Genomic DNA, 20,385 nt, shown 5'->3' on the forward strand with positions numbered 1-20,385 from the left:
ACAACATCGAACTTAGTTTATCCACTTAATAAACTAATAATTTAAAGTTTTCTCGAAAAATGATAAAATAGGACTAGACTGATTTTTAACCAGATAAACCTGCCTAAAATAGACATCACACAAGTTGATCGGAAAGAAATATAATAATAGATACCTAAAATCTATAAAAAAGAAGGACGAACCCTCCGTGCTGAAATCACTAAGAAAATGGAACACATTGCGGAACCAGATCCTATTTATCTTCTTGCTGGTCATGGTCATTGTTTTACTGATCGTCAGCCTTCTGACGTTAGGACAGGTCTCGGCATTGCTGCAGAATAACGCCGAAAAGCAAATCCAGCAGGTAGCAATCGAGGCAAATGGCCGGATTGAATCTCTTTACGAGCAGATCAATATGAATTCAAAACTGGTCATTACCGATGAGTCAGTCCAAAGGATTTTAACGAATGTCCATGACGGAAACCAAGTGTCCTTCAACGATCGCCAGCAATTAATGAGCCATATCAATAGAATTATAGGAAATACCGATGGAATTTTTTCCTTTCAGCTTTTTTCTGCCAAAATGCAGCGTGTCCTCCCTCTTGATGAAGATGAGTTAATAAACAGGATCGGCCAAAGATGGATTGAACAAGCAAATGAAGCAAAAGGAAGAATTGTCTGGATTGGTGAAGATCCTAATGATAAAAACTACTTCCTGGCCATCCGCAGAGTAAATTTGATGGAAAGGCAATATAGAAATGGCGGTTACCTTTTGATCAGCATTAACCGCAATCATTTTCACTTTGCGAATGAAAAATATGAGAACGACCAATATTCCATTCTATTGGATCAAGATCAGAATCCGATCATCCAAAATTACACGGGCGATATCCAGAGCATCATTGAGAGTAAGAAGAACATCTTACAGCTGAACGATCAGGATTATATGGTGACAAAGCAATCATCAAAGCTTACAGGCTGGACTGTCCTTATTTTAACCCCTGTTAATAAACTGACCGAAGGCATGTCATGGATCAGGGACGGCATCATTTTATCAGGAGTTGTCGGCTTCATCATTTTTTCCATCAGTTCCTATTTTCTTTCCACCATCATTACACGGCCCATTTTAAAATTGACTAAAACCATGCAGCGGGCTGGTGATGGTTCATTGACTCTCAACCCGGAAGTTTATTCCGTAAATGAAATCAATCAATTAAATAGTACCTACAACCATCTCGTAAAAGAAACCAACCATTTAATGCAGATGGTTTATCAGAAGGAAATTTTGCGAAGCCAGAGTGAATTGAAAGCGCTTCAAGCGCAAATCAACCCGCACTTCCTCTTTAACACATTGGATGCCTTGCATTGGTCACTTGATGAAAAAGATGAAGAAGAACTGGCTGAACTAGTGGTTGCCATGTCGGATTTATTCCGCTATACCATCGCGAAAGAAAACGATGATGAGTGGGTGTTCCTTAAGGATGAGATTAAGCACATCAGCGACTATATGGAAATTATGAAGATGCGGTTTGGTGACAGATTGCACTGGCACGTCTCGATCCCTGCCAACTATGAGCAAGTCAGGATTCCGAAGCTGATTATTCAGCCACTTGTGGAAAATGCGATCCTGCATGGCGCCGGAAATAAAGCCGGAAACTGCCGGATCTCCGTAACAGTTGAGCCAGTCACCTCCGAGTATGTGGACCGCATCCGTATTTCTGTCAAAGATGATGGCTCCGGAATGGATCCAGCCAGGCTTTCACAAATCATCCATTCGATGGAGGGCGGCGGTACCTCCTCTACTAGCGGCAAGGGAATGGCCATTGCCAATGTCTATAAGCGTTTGAAATTGTACTACAAAGGCATCTCACATACAGACCTTGTGATTGAAAGTCAGTTAAACGAGGGAACTCTGATTGCATTCGAACTACCGATTAATGGGGGCGAGCAGTATGGTGACGAAAACGATTTTAATTGTCGATGATGAGCCAAGAACGAGACAGGGCTTGCAACGGACGCTGGAGAGCTGGAACAATGGCGAATACACCATCCTTACTGCGGAAAGCGGTGAGGATGTCCTGCGGATTTCCGAAGAAAGAAAGATTCATATTTTACTATCTGATATCAGGATGCCTGAAATGACCGGATTGCAGTTATTAAAGACATTGAAAGAAAAACAGGTGTCTCCAGTAGTAATCATGATCTCAGCTTACTCGGAGTTCGAATACGCACAGGAAGCGTTAAGGCTTGGAGTCGTTAATTATCTTTTAAAACCGATCGGGAAAAAGAAGCTGCTCGAGGCCGTTGAAGAAGCGGTGAAAATCATGGAAAAACAAGTGCGGGCCGGAATGATTGAAAGAGTGGTCGATCAAAAGATAGTCGATGCCAGCAACAAAATGGATTCGACTAGGGATACGATCCGCAAGGCCATTAGCTATATTGATGAGCATTTACAGGAAGATTTCACACTGAAGGATGTAGCTGGTCATGTCCATTTGAATCCGAGCTATTTTAGCGTGTTGTTCAAGGAGCAAGTCAATCTTAATTTCAGTGAATATGTGACCAGACGCAGAATTCAGCGCGCAAAAGAATTAGTCGTCTCCACTTCCCTTCCAATCAATGAAATCGCAGAAGAAGTCGGCTATAAAACGGCGAAATACTTTATTAAAATCTTCAAGGAAATAGAGGGAATGACACCGAGTGCTTACCGGAAAACGGGAAATGAAAGGGCTTTCTAAAAAAAGTAGTATTTTTCCTAATCGTGGTTGCCTTTTTTGAGATTACCCCCGGTGTTAGACTTTAAGAGTAAGCAATAGTAAACAGACAATTAAGGGGGTTTTGGATTGATGAAAAAGAAAGCGTTTTCCTCTGTGATCTCTTTGGCTCTGGCAGGCGGACTGATTTTAGCGGGCTGTTCTTCATCCACTGGTTCTTCAAGCGATACGAAATCTAGTGGAGATAAAACAGTCGTTAAAATGATGCATTTATGGCCGGAAGGAAGCTCTAATGCACAATTTACCATTGTGGATGACATTATCAAGGCTTATGAAAAAGAAAATCCTGATGTCGACATCCAGACTGAGATTTTGGGCAATGAGCAGTACAAAGAAAAGATCAAAGTACTATCTGCTTCAAATGAACTGCCTGATGTGGGAATCACCTGGGCAGCTGGATATATGAAGCCTTTCGTTGATGGTAAAATGTTCGCTCCATTAGATGACATTGCCAAAGAAGACAATTTCGTTGCTGGCACGCTTGATGCTTTCTCAGTTGACGAAAAGCCATACGCTGTTCCACTTGAATTAAACATCACCCCGGTATATTACAACAAAGAGATTTTCAAAAAGTACAACCTTGAAGCACCAAAGACATATGACGAATTCCTTAACGTCGTAGAAACACTTGCTAAAAACAAAGTGACACCGATCACTTTAGGAAACAAAGACCGCTGGACAGGTTCCATGTGGTATATGTACCTTGCTGACCGTATTGGCGGACCTGAGGCATTGAACAGTGCCATCAACCGTTCTGGAAGCTTTGAAGATCCAGCCCTGGTAAAGGCTGCTGAAGAAATTGATAAACTCGTGAAGATGGGCGCATTCGTTAAAGGCTACAACGGCCTTTCAAACGATGAAGCAAAAGGCTACTTCATGAATGAGCAGGCTGCTATGTACTTAATGGCTACATGGGAATTGCCTAACTATACAACGACTCCTGATGTCTCTCAGGAATTCAAGGACAAAGTCGGTTACTTCAAGTTCCCTACCTATGAAGGCGGAAAAGGCGATATCGACAGCTATGTAGGCGGACCTGGTGTCGGATTGTTTGTATCTGAACAATCCAAAGTGAAAGCTGAAGCGAAAGAATTCGTCTCTTACCTGGTGGAAGAATGGGGCAAGCGTTCCGTTGTTGATGCTGGAGTCATCCCGGCTACAGTAGTGGATACATCCGATGGCGAGCTTCACCCAATGTACATTGACATCCTGAATGACTTGGGAGACGCGACGAACCTTACTCTATATGCAGATGTTCAGATGTCTGCCGGTGTAGCCGATGTTCACTTGAACCAGATTCAAGCATTATTCGGCGGACAAACAACACCTGAAAAGTTTGCAAAAACGCAAGAAGACGCACTTGCTGCTGAGAAATAATACTTGCTTGGAAAGAGGGCATATTGCTGATGAATATGCCCTCTTCTTTATAGAAAGGAAGGCGGCTAACCACCATGAAAAATGTTATGTCGAATAAATACGTGATCGCCCTTTACACGCTTCCAGCATTACTTCTTATCCTCACCCTTATCTATATTCCAATTGTATTATCAGGCTATTACGGTTTCATGGATTGGGACGGAATCGGTCAGATGACCTTCATTGGAATGGATAACTATATTACCCTGGTTCAGGATAAAATGTTCTGGACAAGTACCTGGCATTCTTTTCTCCTGGCCATTTTCTCCACGGCAAGCTTGCTGCTGTACCTGGCCATTTCCCTGGTTTTAGCCAGTAAAATCAAAGGTTCGGATTTATTGAGGAAAATTTACTTAATTCCTATGTTATTATCCTCCGTTGCCATCGCCCAGCTGTGGATGAAAATCTTCGATCCAACGAACGGTATGGCCAACAAGTTACTTGAAATGTTTGGTGTGGAGAATACACCTATTTGGCTGGCAGACCCCGACATTGCCCTTTATGCCATCTTCATCCCGGTAATCTGGCAGTATGCAGGCTTTTATATTCTCATTTATTATGCAGCATTGAAGAACGTACCTGACGAGATCATTGAAGCAGCGAAAATTGACGGCGCCAGCTCTTTGCAGATCGCTTATAAAATAAAACTGCCTCTGATTTCTGGAGTTTTCAAAGTGACGATCATGCTGGCAGTAGTCGGATCACTGAAATACTTTGATTTGATTTATGTCATGACCGGCGGAGGTCCGAACGGAGCAAGTGAAGTAATGGCTTCGTACATGTACAAAGAAGCGTTTAAATTGAATAATTTCGGTTATGGCAGTGCCATCGGCTTTGGCTTGCTGGTGATTGCACTCTTCATGACCTGGTTAATATCGAAACTGACGAAATCTAAAGATGATGTTCAATTTTAAGGGAGTGAAACAGAATGAGTGAGCTTAGTACACAACCAGCAGCAACAACCTTTTCCGCACCCCATAAAACAAAGAAATCGTACTTGAACAAAATCGGATTCGGATTTCTTTATCTCATATTAGGGTTATTTGCTGTCATTCAAATTTACCCGCTGATTTGGCTGCTGTTCTTCTCATTGAAAACCAATCAAGAAGTATTCGGAATGTCACCTTTCTCTCTGCCCCAAGACCCACAGTGGGGCAACTATACAAAGGCCTGGACTTCAGGTAATATTGGCGTCTATTTCTTCAACAGTGTCTGGGTCACTGTTTTATCCGTAGCCCTGACCATCATCCTGGCCAGTTTCGTGACATTTGCCGTTACACGGATGAACTGGAAGCTTAGCGGCCTTGTACTAGGATTATTCCTTGTCGCCTATATGATTCCATTGCATTCGACCTTGATTCCCTTGTTCAATATGTACAACCGTGCGGGTTTAATCAATAGCCCTGTATCGCTTGTCTTATCGTATACAGCTTTTAACCTGCCATTAACGATTATGATTTTACTTGGGTTTTACAGAACCTTCCCGCGTGAAATTGAGGAAGCTGCTGTCATGGATGGCTGTTCGGTTCACCGGATCTTCTTCCAGATCACCCTGCCGATGACTGTCCCTGTCCTATCGACAACGGCGATCATCAATATGATTTACAACTGGAATGAATTTGTGTTTGTGAACACGTTTATCAGTTCAGACAACTGGAAGACGCTGACGGTCGGGATTAATAACTTCGTAGGACAATATTTGACAGATTGGGGAGCGATTGGAGCGACCCTGGTCATTAGTATCGTACCAATCCTGCTGGCTTTCTTGTTCTTAAGTGACAAGATTGTTGAGGGGATGGCTGCTGGTTCGGTGAAGGGTTGATTCTGTTAGGAGTATTGGGATCTACTAGTCTATGGTAAAAGTCAATCGGACCAGGTATGGATGGAATCAAATGAATGTCCGTTGGTAAGATTAACAGGTTCATATTATAATTTTGTACAAGAAAATCCCTCCTTCTGTTTGGTTGTGTCGACATAATTATTACCAGAGAGGGATTTTCTTGTTTTTATTTTATACATTACTATTGAATTTTTTAATCAGAGTTGATTGGAGTGGAAGGCGCGAAGACTCCTGCGGGATCAGCTGGACAGGTGAGACCCCACAGGAGCGAATAGCGACGAGGAGGCTCACCGCCAGCCCCGCGGAAAGCGAAGCGCCTGAAATGGAAATCAACGGACCTTTTATATTAAACAGTTCCAGATTAATAGGTTTGACACATAGAAAGGATCCATTGGATTGTTCACAACTACTCTGTAAACAGTCCTCCGGATCCTTTTAATTTTCAACTATTAATATATTCATTATTCAACCATGCTTCTCTTCCTGTTCATCTTGCTAAAAACGAGATAACCGGCGGACATGATGATGGCGGCAATGAGACTTCCGCCGAAGAAGAAGCCTAGAGCAGGAATAAATTTTACTACAAATAGTACTGCCAGGATTCCTGTGATCATCACTAGATTTTCAATTGGGTTAATAAGCATCATCAGGAATGAATTTCGAACCATTTGGAACAACTTCAGCTCATAGTGAACATAGACCGGGAATAGATAGAAAATGGTTAAGATCGCTGCAAACATGAACAAGTAGATGGGAATCTGAATGACACTTGTAAAACCGACTCCTGAGCTCTTTACGAAAACGAGGTTAAAAGCAATAAGTCCTCCCACTGCTAGGACGAGCAATCCCAACCCGTTGCTGCGGAAAAATTCCGTTTTCCAGGTTGTCCAAAAAGTCCTGAAAATCGGGATCTCGGATTCCCCTTTCAGCCATTTGCGAATGATGGTAAACATCGCAATTGTCGCCGGGAAAAAGCCCAAGACAATGAGACCTGCAAGTGAGAACGCCATCCATAGTAAATTTAAATAGGCAAATTTCGTGATCCATTCCGTTGCTGCGTAAGCCCGATTTGCCAGTGTATTCATCCAATCCCTCCCACCAAAAACATGAACAGGTGATTCCAGCCATTCCTATTCTAGTTCTCGCATATGCTACGGTAAAACGCCAGAAAACATTTTCACCCATGCTTCCATTATAATTCCTACGGCTAAAAGAAACACAAGAATTCTTGCTAGGTTAGTAAGGTCCTCTGATAAAATCCTTCACGTTCTCCCGATAAAAACACTGCACCGTTTGCTTTTCTTCTTCTGTGAAAGGCTTCGTTTCCAGCGCCAACAGGTTATCCTGGACTTGCCCAACGTTTTTAAAGCCAGGAATGATGCAGGTAATTTCTTTATGATCGAGAATCCAGCGTAATGCTGCACTTGCCATGGATGGTCGTTCTTCTGCAATCCACTTCAGCTGGTCAGCTAATTCCACGCCTTTTCGGAACCCAAGACCGGCAAATGTTTCGCCAACATTAAAGGCCTCTCCATTTTCGTTAAAACGGCGGTGATCATCCTCTTCAAATTCATGCCCTGCCGTGAATTTGCCAGTCAGAAGCCCGCTAGCAAGCGGCAGCCGGACGAGCAATCCAACTCCTTTTTGATGAGCCTGAGGAATCAATGTTTCCAGGGGTTTCTGGCGGAATAGATTAAAGATGATCTGCAGGCTTTTGACATTTGGGTTTTCCAGGCTGATCAGCCCTTCTTCCACCGTTTCGACACTGACACCATAATTGCGGATTTTCCCTTCTTCCTGAAGACGGTCGAGCACCTCAAAGACACTGCCATCCCTCAAAATCTCTGTAGCCGGGCAATGGATTTGATACAAGTCAATCGCTTCTCTGTTCAATCGGCGCAGACTATCTTCACAATAAGACCGGACTGTTTCATAGCTGTAGTTTTTCGGATCAAATATATCACCCTTGCGGCAAAACTTTGTCGCGATATAAATCTGATTTTCCTTCCCTTTCGTGGCCTTGGCGAGTAACTCTTCGCTATGTCCATCTCCATACACATCTGCTGTATCGAAAAAGTTAACACCCTGGTCCATCGCATATTCAAGAGATTGCAATGCTTCTGCATCACTGGTCTTTCCCCATGACCCGCCGATTGCCCATGTTCCAAAGCTCACTTCACTGATTTTGATCCCGGTATTGCCTAATTCACGATATTTCATTCCGTCATCTCCTTACACTTAATCTTCAATACCAAACTTTTATCTTGTGGCTGATGAATCCATCATTACTTAATCTTCAATACCAAACTTATATCTTGTGACTGAAGAATACATCTCACCTTTTTCAAGAACCATCGATGGAAAATTAGGATGGTGGATGCTATCAGGATAAGCCTGCGTTTCGAGACAAATGCCCAGATACTTTCTGGAAGGGACACCTCTGAAGTCTCCTTCTGCTTTCAATGAGTTGCCGGAGTAAACCACAACGGCCGGTTCATCACTTTCAACCGTCAGGGTACGTCCGCTTTCGGGGTCCTTCAGGACAATCTCATGATCATGATTTTTATCTAATATATATGGATGGTCATATCCCTGTCCTACAAGCACATTTTGCGGATAATCCGATTCAGCTCCTCTTTTTACCGTACCACCTTTTGTAAAATCAAATGGCGTATCATTGACTTCCATAATACGTCCGGTCGGCAGGAATTCCTTGTCCAACTCTAAAACACGTGAACTTTTTAGATGTAGAGAATGATTCAAAACATCCCTTTTCAAATTGCCGCTTAGATTAAAATAGGAGTGATTGGTGGCAGTCAACAGAGTTTTTTGATCACTTTGAGCCCGATAGTGGATCGATAACTCATTGTCGTTAGTCAGCCTGTAAGTTACTTCTATGTACAGATTTCCCGGATAGCCTTCTTCTCCATCTCTGCTTAAATAGGAAAACAGAACACCGTCTTCCATCACCTTTGCATCCCATACCACCTTGCCAAAGCCCTTCAATCCGCCATGAAGATGATTGGTGTTATCATTTTGGGCCAGAGTGAAACTTTGCCCTTCAAGTTCAAAACTGCCGCCTTTTATGCGGCCTGCCACCCGCCCGACAACAGCGCCGAGAAAATAAGGATCGTTCACATACTCATCAAGCGTATCATGGCCGAGGACAATATTTTCAATCATTCCGTCTGCGTCTGGAACATTAATTCGGGTGATAATACAGCCATAATTAATGACCGTCACTTCCATCTCTTCGTCATTTTTTAAAGTAAATGAATAGACCGACTGGCTGCCAATCTGGCCAAATCTTTCTTTCAAAACTTCCATGCAAATCCTCCTCTCTTTTAAGAAAAAGAAAGCCCCACATAGTGGGGAATGTCTATTTAGATTATCTTCTGAATTCTTTTAACTGGTCATTAAGCGTCCTGGTCTGCGTGTATACATTTTGATAAACCGAAAAGAGTTTCTGATATTTTTCTACATTTTCGGGAATCGGTTCATAAGTTTTGGCAACCTGGATAAATGCTGCGGCGCAATCCTTCAATGATGGATACCAGCCGCATCCATATGCAGCGAGCATCGCCGCTCCCATACCTGGCCCCTGTTCACTTGTCAGCTTTTCAATCTTCGCATTGAAGATATCTGCCTGCATTTGCAGCCATGTTTCATTTTTAGCTCCGCCGCCGATTGAGATGATCGATTCGATCGTCTTTCCGCTGCTTCTAAAAATCTCGATGGATTCATTCAAAGAGAAGGTAATTCCCTCGAGCACTGCGCGTGCAAAATGCTTGCGCTCATGCGAGGCATCAATGCCAATGAAGCTCCCGCGAATCGCTGAATCGGCATGCGGCGTTCTTTCCCCTACGACATATGGAGTAAATAACAGCCCGTCGCTGCCAGCCGGGACCTCAGCCACTCCCTCTAAAAACTGGTCAAAAGCTTCCTGTTTTGCAAAGGTATCCTTGAACCAGCTCAAGCTGTAGCCAGCCGCCAGCGTAACACCCATCGTGTAATAGGCGTTTTCTTCCCCATGGTTAAAATAATGAACTTTTCCTGCAAAATCGAGGTCATTTCTTTCTTCATAAGATAGGACAACACCAGAAGTACCGATGCTGCATAAGCTCTTTCCTTCCGATAAGATCCCGGAGCCAATTGCGCCGCACGCATTATCTGCACCTCCGGCAAACACTTTTGTTCCTTCTGCTAATCCGGTTGCCTCAGCAAATCCAGAGGAAATGGCGCCAACGAATTCATGGGATTCCACTAATGGCGGGCAGAACTCAGAAGGAAGATCAAATGCATTCAAAATCTCCTGGCTCCATTCCCGCTCAGCAACATTTAACAGTAAAGTTCCGGCCGCATCCGAGTAGTCCATGTGAATTTCACCCGTGATCCGATATCGCAAGTAATCTTTAGGGAGCAGGAAAGTGCTGGCACGTTCAAAGAGTTGCGGCTCATTTTCCTTCACCCAAAGAATTTTTGGTAAAGTGAAGCCCTCCAGAGCAGGGTTCTTTGTTACTTCCAAGAGGCGCTGTTTGCCAACAACCTGAACAATTTCCTCACATTGTTTCGTTGTTCTCGTATCATTCCATAAAATTGCATTCCTTACTACCTGATGATTTTCATCTAATAAAACGAGGCCGTGCATTTGCCCGGAAAAACTGATGCCTTCAATCTCATTTACGTCACCCTCAAATTCCTCTAACAGCTCCACAAGGCCAGCAGTCGTTTTTTCAACCCATTCTTCAGGGTTTTGTTCACTATAACCGGACTTCTCAATGATCAGTGGATAAGATTTAGAGACTTCCGTGGACACTTCTCCATTTTGATTGACAAGCAAGATTTTGACCGCGCTGGTACCAAGGTCCACACCGATGACATATTTCATCGTGATCCTCCTATTCTATGAAAAATGGGGCTGTCTAACAGGGCTGGCCCCTCTAGTAAGGACTTACCACTTCTCTTTTTAGACAACCCCAATGTTTATATGAAAGATTAGACTCTTACACTTGAAAGTGTTTCAAGTAAGTACTGGTTGATGACCGCTTTTAAGCGCTCTGTTCTGCCAGACTGGTTTTTAATTTCAGTTAGCTGGTGAGCGTATTCTTCCAGTTCACGGAAGTTCGTTTTGCCTTCTGCGATCTTTAGGCCGATTCCTGTTGTGTAGCTGCTGTAGCGCTCTTCAACGAAGCTATCAAGAACTTTATCTTCTATTAATTTGTTTGCTACTTTCAGGCCGACCGCGAATGCATCCATTCCCGCAATGTGGGCATGGAAAAGATCTTCCGGCTCAAATGAACCCCTTCTTACCTTTGCATCGAAGTTCAGGCCGCCGCTGCCCAATCCGCCATTTTTCAGAATTTCATACATTGCCAGTGTGTTCGTATACAAATCTGTCGGGAATTCGTCTGTATCCCATCCAAGCAATGTATCGCCTTGGTTGGCATCCACTGAACCTAGCATTCCGTTGATTCGCGCTGTTCTTAGTTCATGTTCAAAAGTATGGCCAGCAAGTGTAGCGTGGTTCGCTTCGATATTGAACTTGAAGTAGTCCGTCAAATCGTATTTTTGCAAGAATCCCAGACCAGTAGCGACATCAAAGTCATATTGGTGTTTCGTAGGCTCCTTTGGTTTTGGCTCGATCAGGAATGGAACATTCAAGCCGATTTCTTTTGCATAGTCGACTGCCATATGGAAGAAACGGGCGAGGTTATCCTGCTCAAGCTTCATATCGGTGTTAAGCAGTGTTTCATAGCCTTCACGGCCGCCCCAGAATACATAGTTTTGGGCACCAAGTTCCTTTGCCACTTCCAGGCCTTTTTTCACCTTCGCTGCAGAGTATGCGAATACATCAGCATTTGGAGAAGTCGCGGCACCATGAGTATATCTTGGATTCGTGAACATATTAGCTGTATTCCAAAGCAGCTTGGTTTTGCTTGTTTCCATGTATTCTTTGATCATGGAGACAATCTTGTCCTGATTTTCGTTTGTTTCTTTTAAAGTACTTCCTTCTGGAGCGATGTCCACATCGTGGAAAGCAAAGAAAGGAACATCCAATTTTTCAAAAAGTTCAAATGCCGCCTCAACACGAGCTTTGGCTAAATCCAGTCCCTGGTAACGATCCCATGAACGGATTGCTGTACCCACACCAAATGGATCGGTGCCGTCAGCAGTGAAAGTGTGCCAGTATGCAACAGAGAAACGAAGAATTTCCTCCATCGTCTTCCCATGGATTTTTTCTTCCGGGTTATAATATTTAAATGCAAAAGGATTGTTGGAGCCTGGACCTTCAAATTTGATTTTGTTTACTGATTCAAAATAAGCCATGCCGTACTTCCTCCTCGTTTAAGTCAGTTTGTAAATGCTTACATAATTTTGTTTGTTAAAAAGATCTTTCTTGTGGTTACACTCAAATTATAGCACCACATACTTAGTTTGTCTATCTGATAAACTAAGATAAAGGCAATAATTTTAGGATGTTCAAATTGGATTTCTATATAAAATCAACTTATTCTAAGTCTGTTAAACCTGGCTGCTGATTTTCGTTCCAGACGCTTCGCTTTCCGCGGGGCTGGCGGTAATCCTCCTCGTCACTATCCGCTCCTGCGGGGTTCTAACCTGGCCAACAGATCCCGCAAGAGTCTACGCTCCTTCCACTACAATCAATAGGTATTAAAATCAATTTTGTACTTTAACAGATCCCATTATAATATTGTGAGAAACAAGTTATGAATGGTTTTCATTTAAGTTTGTATGTTTGGCAAACAAAGATTATGATAAAATAAAAATAACTATCTAATAAGGGGTTTAAAATAAGTGGGAATCCTTACGTGGAATCAGCATGTTGTGAAGAAAAATAATAAAGCGCTTGTATTGAATTTGATTATTGAGAAGGAAACGATTTCCAGGGCAGACATTGCCAGTATCACAGGCTTAAACAAAACAACCGTCTCTTCTTTAGTAACGGAATTATTGGAAGAGGAGCTGATTTATGAGTCTGGGCCCGGAGTTTCAAGCGGCGGGCGTCGCCCTGTGATCCTCCATTTTAACAAAAATGCCGGATACGCAATCGGGATTGATATTGGCGTTAACTATATCCTGGGAATCCTGACAGACCTAAAAGGAAAGATAGTCGTTGAAAAAAGCCAGGTTGTAACCCGAACTTCGTATTCTGCGATAATGGGCACCGTCCAAACGATGATTCAGTCCCTGATTGATGAGATGCCTAAGAGCAGATATGGCGTTGTCGGAATAGGAGTAGCTGTCCCGGGAATTGTTAATAAAGAAGGTTCCGTCCTGCTTGCGCCTAATTTAGGCTGGACAAACATCCAGTTAAAAGAGGATCTAGAAAGGATTTTCGATGTACCAACCATCATTGAAAACGAGGCAAATGCCGGTGCGATTGGCGAGCTGCAGTTTGGGGCAGGCCAGGATTATGAAAATATCCTTTATGTTAGTGCTGGAATCGGCATTGGTGTAGGAATCATTTTAAACAAAGAGCTATATCAGGGAAGAAACGGGTTTTCAGGCGAAATGGGACATATGATCATTGAATTGAACGGCAAACGCTGCAATTGTGGGAGCAGAGGCTGCTGGGAAGCCTACGCCTCAGAAAATGCCCTGCTGGAAATGGCCGGAGAAAGTTATGACTCTCTGGAGTCCTTGATTGAGCTGGCCCAAAACGGGGACCAATCCGTGATCGGCCTTTTCGAAAAGACTGGACAGTACCTGGGATATGGCATCAATAACATTGTCAATACCTTCAACCCTGACCAGGTGATCATCGGAAACCGATTAGCTTTTATAAAAGAGTGGATTGAAGCGCCAATCCTGACAACGATTGAGAATCATACACTTGCCTACCACCAAAAGGAAATGCAACTGGAATTCTCGAAACTTGGAAAGTACTCAACTGCATTAGGTGTTTCCGCGTTTGTCGTGGATCATTTTATAAAAGAGGAAGAAGCAAAGGCATAAAGAAAACCCGATTCGTCTTGAATCGGGTTTTTTCTTTTATTGACCTTCATAAGGATCAATCGTTTGAATGGTCCCATCTTCATTGTATTTAAGTTCGGTGTACTTCACGGAACGCTTATGGTTCACCCCATCTGACATCGAGCAATCATGATAGAATAAATACCACTTGTCCTTGAATTGGACGATCGAATGGTGCGTCGTCCAGCCGATGACCGGAGTCAAAATGGTCCCTTTAAACACAAATGGGCCCTGTGGATTTTCGCTCACTGCATAAACAATTTTATGAGTCGTACCTGTTGAATAGGAAAGATAGTAAAGACCGTTATACTTATGAACCCATGGACCTTCAAAATACCTGCGGTCCTCGTCACCAGCAAGAATCGGATTGCCGTTTTCATCAACGATCGAGATTTCCTTCGGTTCACCTTTGAAATTCAGCATGTCGTCCGTTAATTCAGCGACAATTGGTCCTAAAGCCGGTTCCGTCGGGGCTGGCCCTTCTGCATCAGGCTTAAACGTTTTTGTCTGCCATTTTTCAAGCTGTCCTCCCCAGAGACCTCCGAAATACATATATGCCCTGTCATCCTCATCCACTAACACGGCCGGATCAATGCTGAAGCTGCCTGGGATGTAATTTGGCTCAGGTTTAAAAGGCCCTGCAGGATTCTCGCTTGTCGCCACGCCAATCCTAAAGATTCCCTCTTGATCTCTCGCCGGGAAGAATAGATAATACGTGTTGTTTTTGAAAGCCGCATCAGGAGCCCATAGCTGCTTGCTGGCCCATGGGATATCTCTCAAATGAAGCACTTCCCCGTGGTCATCACACGGCGCACCAGTATCATCCATCGAAAGGACATGATAGTCCTCCATTTTATATTGATCCCCATTATCATTTGAAGGCTCATCATGATCAAGATCGTGCGAAGGATAGATATAAAGCTTCCCTTCAAAAACATGCGCAGAAGGATCTGCCGTAAAAATATGCGTAACCAAAGGTTCATTAGGTTTAGTATTTTTATTCATAATATCCTCCCTGGGGACGGTTCTCCTGTCCCGAAAATTGTTATTGGAGACAGAGGGACGGTCCTCTTGTCTCGAAAATTGTTGTGACTACCCATACACGATTCGTTTCAATCTGTCTGAATTTCTTCATCCAACTATTCTTACAAGCTTACTTCTTCCTTTTTTTCCAAAGAAGCGTAGCAGGCATCAATGACCCGCATATTGTCGATTGTTTTTTCTGGGGGATAAATTAGGGTATTTTTATCAAGGATGGCTTCTGAGAAATGCTCTACTTCAAGTAAATAGATATCTCCGGCAACTTCCTCGGTTCTTTGCTGGCCATCAGCTTCAACCGTAATTAACCCCGTACCGCCAGTCACATCAGGACGGAAAGCCCTGGGAACTAAAATCCTTCCCTTCGTGCCCACCACCTCATACTCCTGCCTGAATGCCGCCTCAAAGCTGCAATCAAAAACCCCCTGGATTCCCTGGTCGAATTCCAGGTATGCCACTGCTGAAACATCTACACCAGAATCCGGATCAAGCTTGCCGTGTACATGGATTTTCACAGGCTCATCTTCCAAAACTGTCCGCATGGCATGGATGCAATAGCAGCCAATATCATAAAGGCTGCCCCCACCGAGGCTTTTATCCATGCGGATGTTCGTGTCACGATCATCCATGTAAAAGGAAAAGCTGCTTCGCATCAGTTTGACCTCCCCAATTTCTCCAGAGGCGATAATCTCCCTGACACGCTCATACTGAGGATGGAACTGATACATAAAGGCTTCCATGAAGATCACATTTTGCTCCCTGCAGTACCTGTCCATTTCCACCATTTCTTCCGCTGTTAACGCAGCAGGCTTCTCACAAAGAATATGCTTGCCATGCCTTGCCGCTTCCATAACCCATTTGCGGTGCAGGCTGTTTGGCAGAGGAATATAGACAGCATCAATCTGCGGATCCTGAAGGAGCTCCTCATACGTTTCATACGCTTTTGGAATATCCAGTTTCGCAGCCGCCGCTTCCGCTTTCCCGCTAGTACTGGCAATCGCCATAACCTCTGCCATAGCAGATCTTTGAATCGCAGGAATGACCTGTGTCTGTGCGATGTTAGCTGTACTGAGGATTCCCCATTTGATTTTTCGCATAGAATATTCCTCCTTCATTTTACAACCCCGACGCTATAAGCCTCTTTATTTTTTGCTTGAAATATCAATCCACACGGCAAAAATCAAAATCAACCCTTTTACGATATATTGCCAGAAGGTTTCAATGTTCATCATGCTCATCCCATTATCGATGCTAGCCATGATCAGTGCACCGATTAGCGCTCCAACGATTTTACCTTTACCACCAATCAGACTTGTCCCGCCGATCACACAGGCTGCAATCGCGTCAAGTTCGTACATATTACCCGCGCTGACTGTTGCAGCGTTCAGCCTGCTTGTTAATAAAACCCCTGATACCCCAGCCAGGGCACCCATGGTAATGAAAACCCAAAGTGTGTTCTTTTTAATATTAATGCCGGAAAGTGCGGCAGCTTCCTGATTGCCGCCGATCGCATAAACATATCTTCCAAAAGCCGTTTTATTTGAGATGAAAATAAAGATCCCGGCCAGAACAACAACAATGAGTATCGGGAGTGGAATACCCAGATAACGATTCAACATATAAGTAATGAGCAAAATGAAGAACGAGTAAGCGGAAATCTTCCCATAATCCATTTTAGCTGTCGGCAGGAGCAGCCCCATGCTTTGTCTTTTCTTACGGTTATGGGCAGTCCAAACAAATAGCAATACAATACTTATGACCGCAAGTATGTAACCTGGAATATAAGGGAAATAACTGTTTCCTATTTCTTTAAAACTAGCATTCATTGGAGCAACTGTTTGCCCTTTGCTCAAGCCTATTAAAATCCCGCGAAAGATCAACATTCCGCCCAGGGTAACGATAAAGGCTGGCACCGCTCGATATGCGACCCACCATCCCTGCCATAAACCGAAAACTGCCCCGATTACAACTGCAGCAAGCACTGCCATCAATGTATTCCAGTCGTACCACACCTGTAAAATCGCAGCGACTCCGCCTGTCAAACCTACTAATGACCCTACAGATAAGTCAATATGGCCGGCTACAATAATCAAGGTCATCCCAATTGCCAGAACGGCAATAACGGACATTTGTGTAAATAAGTTTGATATATTACGTGAAGATAAGAACTCTCCGCCTGTAAAAAAACCAAAAATAATGGCTATTAAAACTAAAGCAATGATAAGAGTGTACGCTTGCAGGTCTACCTTGAAGCTGAGCCCCCTGTTTACCTTTGCTGAATTCTCAACTGTTGGCAACTGATTCACGTTTCTTCCCTCCTGTTGCGAATGTCATGATTTTTTCCTGTGTTGCTTCTTTTCTGGAGAGTTCCCCAGTTATGGTCCCTCCACCCATGACGAGAACCCGGTCTGACATGCCGAGGACTTCCGGCAGTTCAGAAGAAATCATCACAATCCCTACTCCTTGCTGGACAAGTTCATTGATGATCTTGTAAATTTCATACTTGGCCCCAACGTCAATTCCTCTGGTTGGCTCATCCAAAATCAGTACTTTAGGGTCATTGAGAATCCATTTACTCAAAACAACCTTCTGCTGGTTTCCCCCGCTTAACTGCCCAACCTTTGTTTCCAGATTCGGTGCTTTCAGCTTCATTCTGTTATTGATTTCAGTGGCCCTTTTCACCTCAAGAGCCTGATCGATCACCTTTAGTTTCATAACCTTATTCAATGCGGTCAATGTCGTATTCTTGGCAATATCCATGCCAAGGACAAGGCCATACCGCTTTCGGTCCTCAGAGACATAGGCGAGCCCTGCTTTAATTGCATCCACCGGCCTCTTAATATCCGTTGCCTTGTCATCAATTAAAACCGTTCCGCTCTTCTTCCCTTTCAGCCCTCCAAAAAGACTGATGAATAACTCTGATCTACCCGCTCCCATCAAGCCTGCAATCCCCAATATTTCGCCTTTCTTCAAGGAGAAAGACACATTATCAATAATCGTTTTCCCACTCTCGTCAATCGCAGAATAATTTTTGACTTCAAGGATATTCTCATTGCTGATCGGTCTTGCTTCGTATGGAAAAAGCTCTTTTAACTCTCGACCGACCATTTTTGTTACAATCTTATCTTCTGATAGCTCACGAATTGGATCCGTACTAATTGTCTGTCCATCTCTTAAAATCGTGACCGAATCTGCCAGTGCCATTACTTCTCCAAGCTTATGGGAAATGTAGATGCAGGTAACACCTTTAGCCCTTAGGTCATTGAGGAGCTTCATTAAAATCTCAACATCACTTTCCGTCAACGCAGCTGTCGGCTCATCCAGAATCAATATATCTGTCTTCTTCGTCAAAGCTTTTGCTATTTCAATCAGCTGCTGCTTCCCGACAGTCAAATCTCCAACCTTCGTCTGAGGATCGATATCCAACCCTATCTGGTCCAACCATTTTTGCGCTTCTGAATAGACCTTGTTCCAATTGATGATTTTCGCTCTCATATACTCATGACTTAAAAATAAATTCTCAGCCACAGACATTTCCTCTACCAGTGCCAGCTCTTGATAAATGATCGCCACGCCGGCATCCTGAGACTCTTTGATCGATTTAAAACGAACTTCCTGGCCATTTATTAAAATTTGCCCATCATATGTACCATGTGGATATACTCCACTTAAAATTTTCATCAATGTTGACTTTCCAGCACCATTTTCTCCACAAAGCGCATGAATTTCCCCTTTGCGAACAGAAAAGGTCACATTGTCCAACGCTTTTACTCCAGGAAACTGCTTGGTAATGCCTTTCATTTCAAGAGCAAACGTATCCATGGTCATTCACCACCTAATGCTTAAATGTGATTCTTGGAAGAACTCTTCATATAGAAAAGCTCCTGGCAAACAGATAAAAGCTAATACTGACTGCCCATCTTTGGTTTGCCAAGAGCGTTCATTACTTAATTCTTTTTATTAAGGGCGTGCTGGACGTTCACTTTCAGGAACATTTTTATACACATCATCATAAGAGTGGAAACCATCCTTAATGACTGTATCAACAATGTTTTCTTTTCCAACCTTGATTGGGTCTAGCTTGATAAAAGGCACATCTAATTTCCCATTATTCACGGTAGAATCCGCAGCAGGTTTTTCTCCCTTTGCAAGCTGTACTGCAACCTCTGCACTTTTCTCCGCAATTGCTTTAATAGGTTTATAGACTGTCATGGTTTGGATACCTTCCGCGATGCGCTGAACACCTGCTAAGTCAGCATCCTGGCCCGAAATGGCCACCTTGCCTGCAAGGCTTTGAGCTGTCAGTGCCTGAATCGCTCCGCCAGCAGTACTATCGTTTGATGCAACCACTGCATCAATATCATTTTTATTGGCAGTTAAAGCATTTTCCATGATTTTTAGCGCTTCGTTTGCATCCCAGCCCTTTGCCCACTGATCACCGACGATTTCAATATCCCCTTTATCAACCAGCGGCTGGATGATATTCATCTGGCCCTCTCTGAACATTTTTGCATTATTATCAGTTGGAGAGCCGCCCATTAAGAAATACTTGCCTGTTGGCACTTTTTCTACTAAGTACTCAGCCTGCATTTCTCCTACTCTTACATTGTCAAACGATACATATGCGTCAATTTCCGTACCATTCACCAAGCGGTCATATGCCAGGACGGGAATGCCTTCAGACTTAGCCTGGTCCACTACTGTTGTAAGAGCATCCGAGTTGATTGCGATTATGACGAGTGCATCTATATCTTGAGAAATCATGTTTTGAATCTGTGAAACTTGCTTTGCCTCATCCCCGTTTGCGGATTGAACCAGTACATCTGCACCTAGTTCCTTCGCTTTCGCAACAAAGAAATCCCTGTCATGCTGCCAGCGCTCTAAAGTTAAATCGGAAACCGAGAGACCAATTCTTAACTTTCCATCCCCATTGTCCTTTGCACCACTACTAGCACCTTTGCTGCCGGCATCCTGTCCGCAGCCAGAAACCATAAACACTAAAAGTAAGACAAGCAACATTGAAAGAAAACCCTTACATTTTTTCATGAACCATTTTCCCCCTTTTATTTTGTAATTAAATGTACCTTCATTTTAGCAACCTCCTATTTGTTTGTCTAGTAGATAAACTAAGTATTTTTGTTGGGACTTATATTGATGAAATTCCAGGGCAACTCAAAGATGAACTTGGAAAATGGTAAGCGAAGCCCCCCTGATTTTCTATTTTTTGGATAAAGTAGTGAAAATGGTGAAATTCGTAGTGAAAAGAGGATAAAACGTAGTGAAAAAGGAGTGAATCGTAGTGAAAACACTGATTTTTGTAGTGTAAAACAGAATTTCCGTAGT

Annotated in this window: 16 protein-coding genes; 6 read left to right on the plus strand and 10 right to left on the minus strand. The window is 43.3% G+C overall.

Annotated elements, in window-relative coordinates:
- Window positions 1–187 precede the first annotated feature (187 nt).
- The 5 genes from EJA10_RS10865 to EJA10_RS10885 all read left to right on the plus strand — a co-directional run bounded on the left by EJA10_RS10865 (window position 188) and on the right by EJA10_RS10885 (window position 5,991).
- Window positions 188–1,963, plus strand: a complete 1,776-nt coding sequence (locus EJA10_RS10865) for a sensor histidine kinase (protein WP_125480029.1) — start codon at window positions 188–190, stop codon at window positions 1,961–1,963.
- Entirely contained in the window at window positions 1,932–2,717 is a 786-nt protein-coding gene (locus tag EJA10_RS10870) for a response regulator transcription factor (RefSeq protein ID WP_125480030.1), read from the plus strand. The genes EJA10_RS10865 and EJA10_RS10870 overlap by 32 nt, the downstream gene beginning before the upstream one ends.
- Before the next feature lie 108 nt (window positions 2,718–2,825).
- Window positions 2,826–4,130: an extracellular solute-binding protein gene (locus tag EJA10_RS10875; RefSeq protein ID WP_125480251.1), complete on the plus strand. Its 1,305-nt coding sequence runs from the start codon at window positions 2,826–2,828 to the stop codon at window positions 4,128–4,130.
- 74 nt (window positions 4,131–4,204) lie between these two features.
- Window positions 4,205–5,083, plus strand: coding sequence for a carbohydrate ABC transporter permease (locus EJA10_RS10880; RefSeq protein WP_125480031.1), 879 nt, complete (start codon window positions 4,205–4,207; stop codon window positions 5,081–5,083).
- A 14-nt stretch (window positions 5,084–5,097) separates the two neighbouring features.
- Window positions 5,098–5,991, plus strand: coding sequence for a carbohydrate ABC transporter permease (locus tag EJA10_RS10885; RefSeq protein WP_125480032.1), 894 nt, complete (start codon window positions 5,098–5,100; stop codon window positions 5,989–5,991).
- A 479-nt stretch (window positions 5,992–6,470) separates the two neighbouring features.
- Here EJA10_RS10885 and EJA10_RS10890 read toward each other — a convergent pair whose 3' ends face one another.
- From EJA10_RS10890 to xylA, 5 genes are all read right to left on the minus strand, one after another.
- Window positions 6,471–7,094: a YesL family protein gene (locus tag EJA10_RS10890; RefSeq protein ID WP_125480033.1), complete on the minus strand. Its 624-nt coding sequence runs from the start codon at window positions 7,092–7,094 to the stop codon at window positions 6,471–6,473.
- A 151-nt stretch (window positions 7,095–7,245) separates the two neighbouring features.
- On the minus strand, window positions 7,246–8,229 hold the full coding sequence (locus tag EJA10_RS10895) for an aldo/keto reductase (protein WP_125480034.1): 984 nt from the start codon (window positions 8,227–8,229) through the stop codon (window positions 7,246–7,248).
- 69 nt (window positions 8,230–8,298) lie between these two features.
- Window positions 8,299–9,336, minus strand: coding sequence for an aldose epimerase family protein (locus EJA10_RS10900; protein WP_125480035.1), 1,038 nt, complete (start codon window positions 9,334–9,336; stop codon window positions 8,299–8,301).
- Between the two features lie 61 nt (window positions 9,337–9,397).
- On the minus strand, window positions 9,398–10,897 hold the full coding sequence (gene xylB / locus EJA10_RS10905; RefSeq protein ID WP_125480036.1) for a xylulokinase: 1,500 nt from the start codon (window positions 10,895–10,897) through the stop codon (window positions 9,398–9,400).
- 107 nt (window positions 10,898–11,004) lie between these two features.
- Window positions 11,005–12,336: a xylose isomerase gene (gene xylA / locus EJA10_RS10910; RefSeq protein ID WP_125480037.1), complete on the minus strand. Its 1,332-nt coding sequence runs from the start codon at window positions 12,334–12,336 to the stop codon at window positions 11,005–11,007.
- Between the two features lie 489 nt (window positions 12,337–12,825).
- Between xylA and EJA10_RS10915 the strand changes: the two genes are divergently transcribed.
- Entirely contained in the window at window positions 12,826–13,986 is a 1,161-nt protein-coding gene (locus EJA10_RS10915; RefSeq protein WP_125480038.1) for an ROK family protein, read from the plus strand.
- Between the two features lie 36 nt (window positions 13,987–14,022).
- Here EJA10_RS10915 and EJA10_RS10920 read toward each other — a convergent pair whose 3' ends face one another.
- The 5 genes from EJA10_RS10920 to xylF form a co-directional block, all read right to left on the minus strand.
- Window positions 14,023–15,009: a glycoside hydrolase family 43 protein gene (locus EJA10_RS10920; protein WP_125480039.1), complete on the minus strand. Its 987-nt coding sequence runs from the start codon at window positions 15,007–15,009 to the stop codon at window positions 14,023–14,025.
- A 140-nt stretch (window positions 15,010–15,149) separates the two neighbouring features.
- Window positions 15,150–16,139 (minus strand): Gfo/Idh/MocA family protein, encoded by a 990-nt coding sequence (locus tag EJA10_RS10925; RefSeq protein WP_125480040.1) that lies wholly within the window; start codon window positions 16,137–16,139, stop codon window positions 15,150–15,152.
- A gap of 45 nt (window positions 16,140–16,184) precedes the next feature.
- Window positions 16,185–17,339 (minus strand): sugar ABC transporter permease, encoded by a 1,155-nt coding sequence (locus EJA10_RS10930; protein ID WP_170169119.1) that lies wholly within the window; start codon window positions 17,337–17,339, stop codon window positions 16,185–16,187.
- Window positions 17,326–18,864 carry a xylose ABC transporter ATP-binding protein gene (locus tag EJA10_RS10935; protein ID WP_125480042.1) on the minus strand — a complete coding sequence of 513 codons (1,539 nt, stop codon included), beginning with the start codon at window positions 18,862–18,864 and terminating at the stop codon, window positions 17,326–17,328. The genes EJA10_RS10930 and EJA10_RS10935 overlap by 14 nt, the downstream gene beginning before the upstream one ends.
- 138 nt (window positions 18,865–19,002) lie before the next feature.
- A complete protein-coding gene (gene xylF, locus EJA10_RS10940; protein ID WP_125480043.1) occupies window positions 19,003–20,088 on the minus strand; it encodes a D-xylose ABC transporter substrate-binding protein in 1,086 nt (361 codons plus the stop codon).
- Window positions 20,089–20,385 lie beyond the last annotated feature (297 nt).

Source organism: Mesobacillus subterraneus, assembly GCF_003937825.1.
Taxonomy (GTDB): domain Bacteria; phylum Bacillota; class Bacilli; order Bacillales; family Cytobacillaceae; genus Mesobacillus; species Mesobacillus subterraneus.

Excerpts from the sequence above, each read along its gene's own strand:
- EJA10_RS10885 (WP_125480032.1), top strand. The coding sequence starts at position 5,098 with ATGAGTGAGCTTAGTACACAACCAGCAGCAACAACCTTTTCCGCACCC.
- EJA10_RS10925 (WP_125480040.1), bottom strand. The coding sequence starts at position 16,139 with ATGCGAAAAATCAAATGGGGAATCCTCAGTACAGCTAACATCGCACAG.
- xylB (WP_125480036.1), bottom strand. The coding sequence starts at position 10,897 with ATGAAATATGTCATCGGTGTGGACCTTGGTACCAGCGCGGTCAAAATC.
- EJA10_RS10920 (WP_125480039.1), bottom strand. The coding sequence starts at position 15,009 with ATGAATAAAAATACTAAACCTAATGAACCTTTGGTTACGCATATTTTT.
- EJA10_RS10890 (WP_125480033.1), bottom strand. The coding sequence starts at position 7,094 with ATGAATACACTGGCAAATCGGGCTTACGCAGCAACGGAATGGATCACG.
- xylF (WP_125480043.1), bottom strand. The coding sequence starts at position 20,088 with ATGAAAAAATGTAAGGGTTTTCTTTCAATGTTGCTTGTCTTACTTTTA.
- EJA10_RS10880 (WP_125480031.1), top strand. The coding sequence starts at position 4,205 with ATGAAAAATGTTATGTCGAATAAATACGTGATCGCCCTTTACACGCTT.
- EJA10_RS10875 (WP_125480251.1), top strand. The coding sequence starts at position 2,826 with ATGAAAAAGAAAGCGTTTTCCTCTGTGATCTCTTTGGCTCTGGCAGGC.
- EJA10_RS10900 (WP_125480035.1), bottom strand. The coding sequence starts at position 9,336 with ATGGAAGTTTTGAAAGAAAGATTTGGCCAGATTGGCAGCCAGTCGGTC.
- EJA10_RS10935 (WP_125480042.1), bottom strand. The coding sequence starts at position 18,864 with ATGGATACGTTTGCTCTTGAAATGAAAGGCATTACCAAGCAGTTTCCT.
- EJA10_RS10870 (WP_125480030.1), top strand. The coding sequence starts at position 1,932 with ATGGTGACGAAAACGATTTTAATTGTCGATGATGAGCCAAGAACGAGA.
- xylA (WP_125480037.1), bottom strand. The coding sequence starts at position 12,336 with ATGGCTTATTTTGAATCAGTAAACAAAATCAAATTTGAAGGTCCAGGC.
- EJA10_RS10895 (WP_125480034.1), bottom strand. The coding sequence starts at position 8,229 with ATGAAATATCGTGAATTAGGCAATACCGGGATCAAAATCAGTGAAGTG.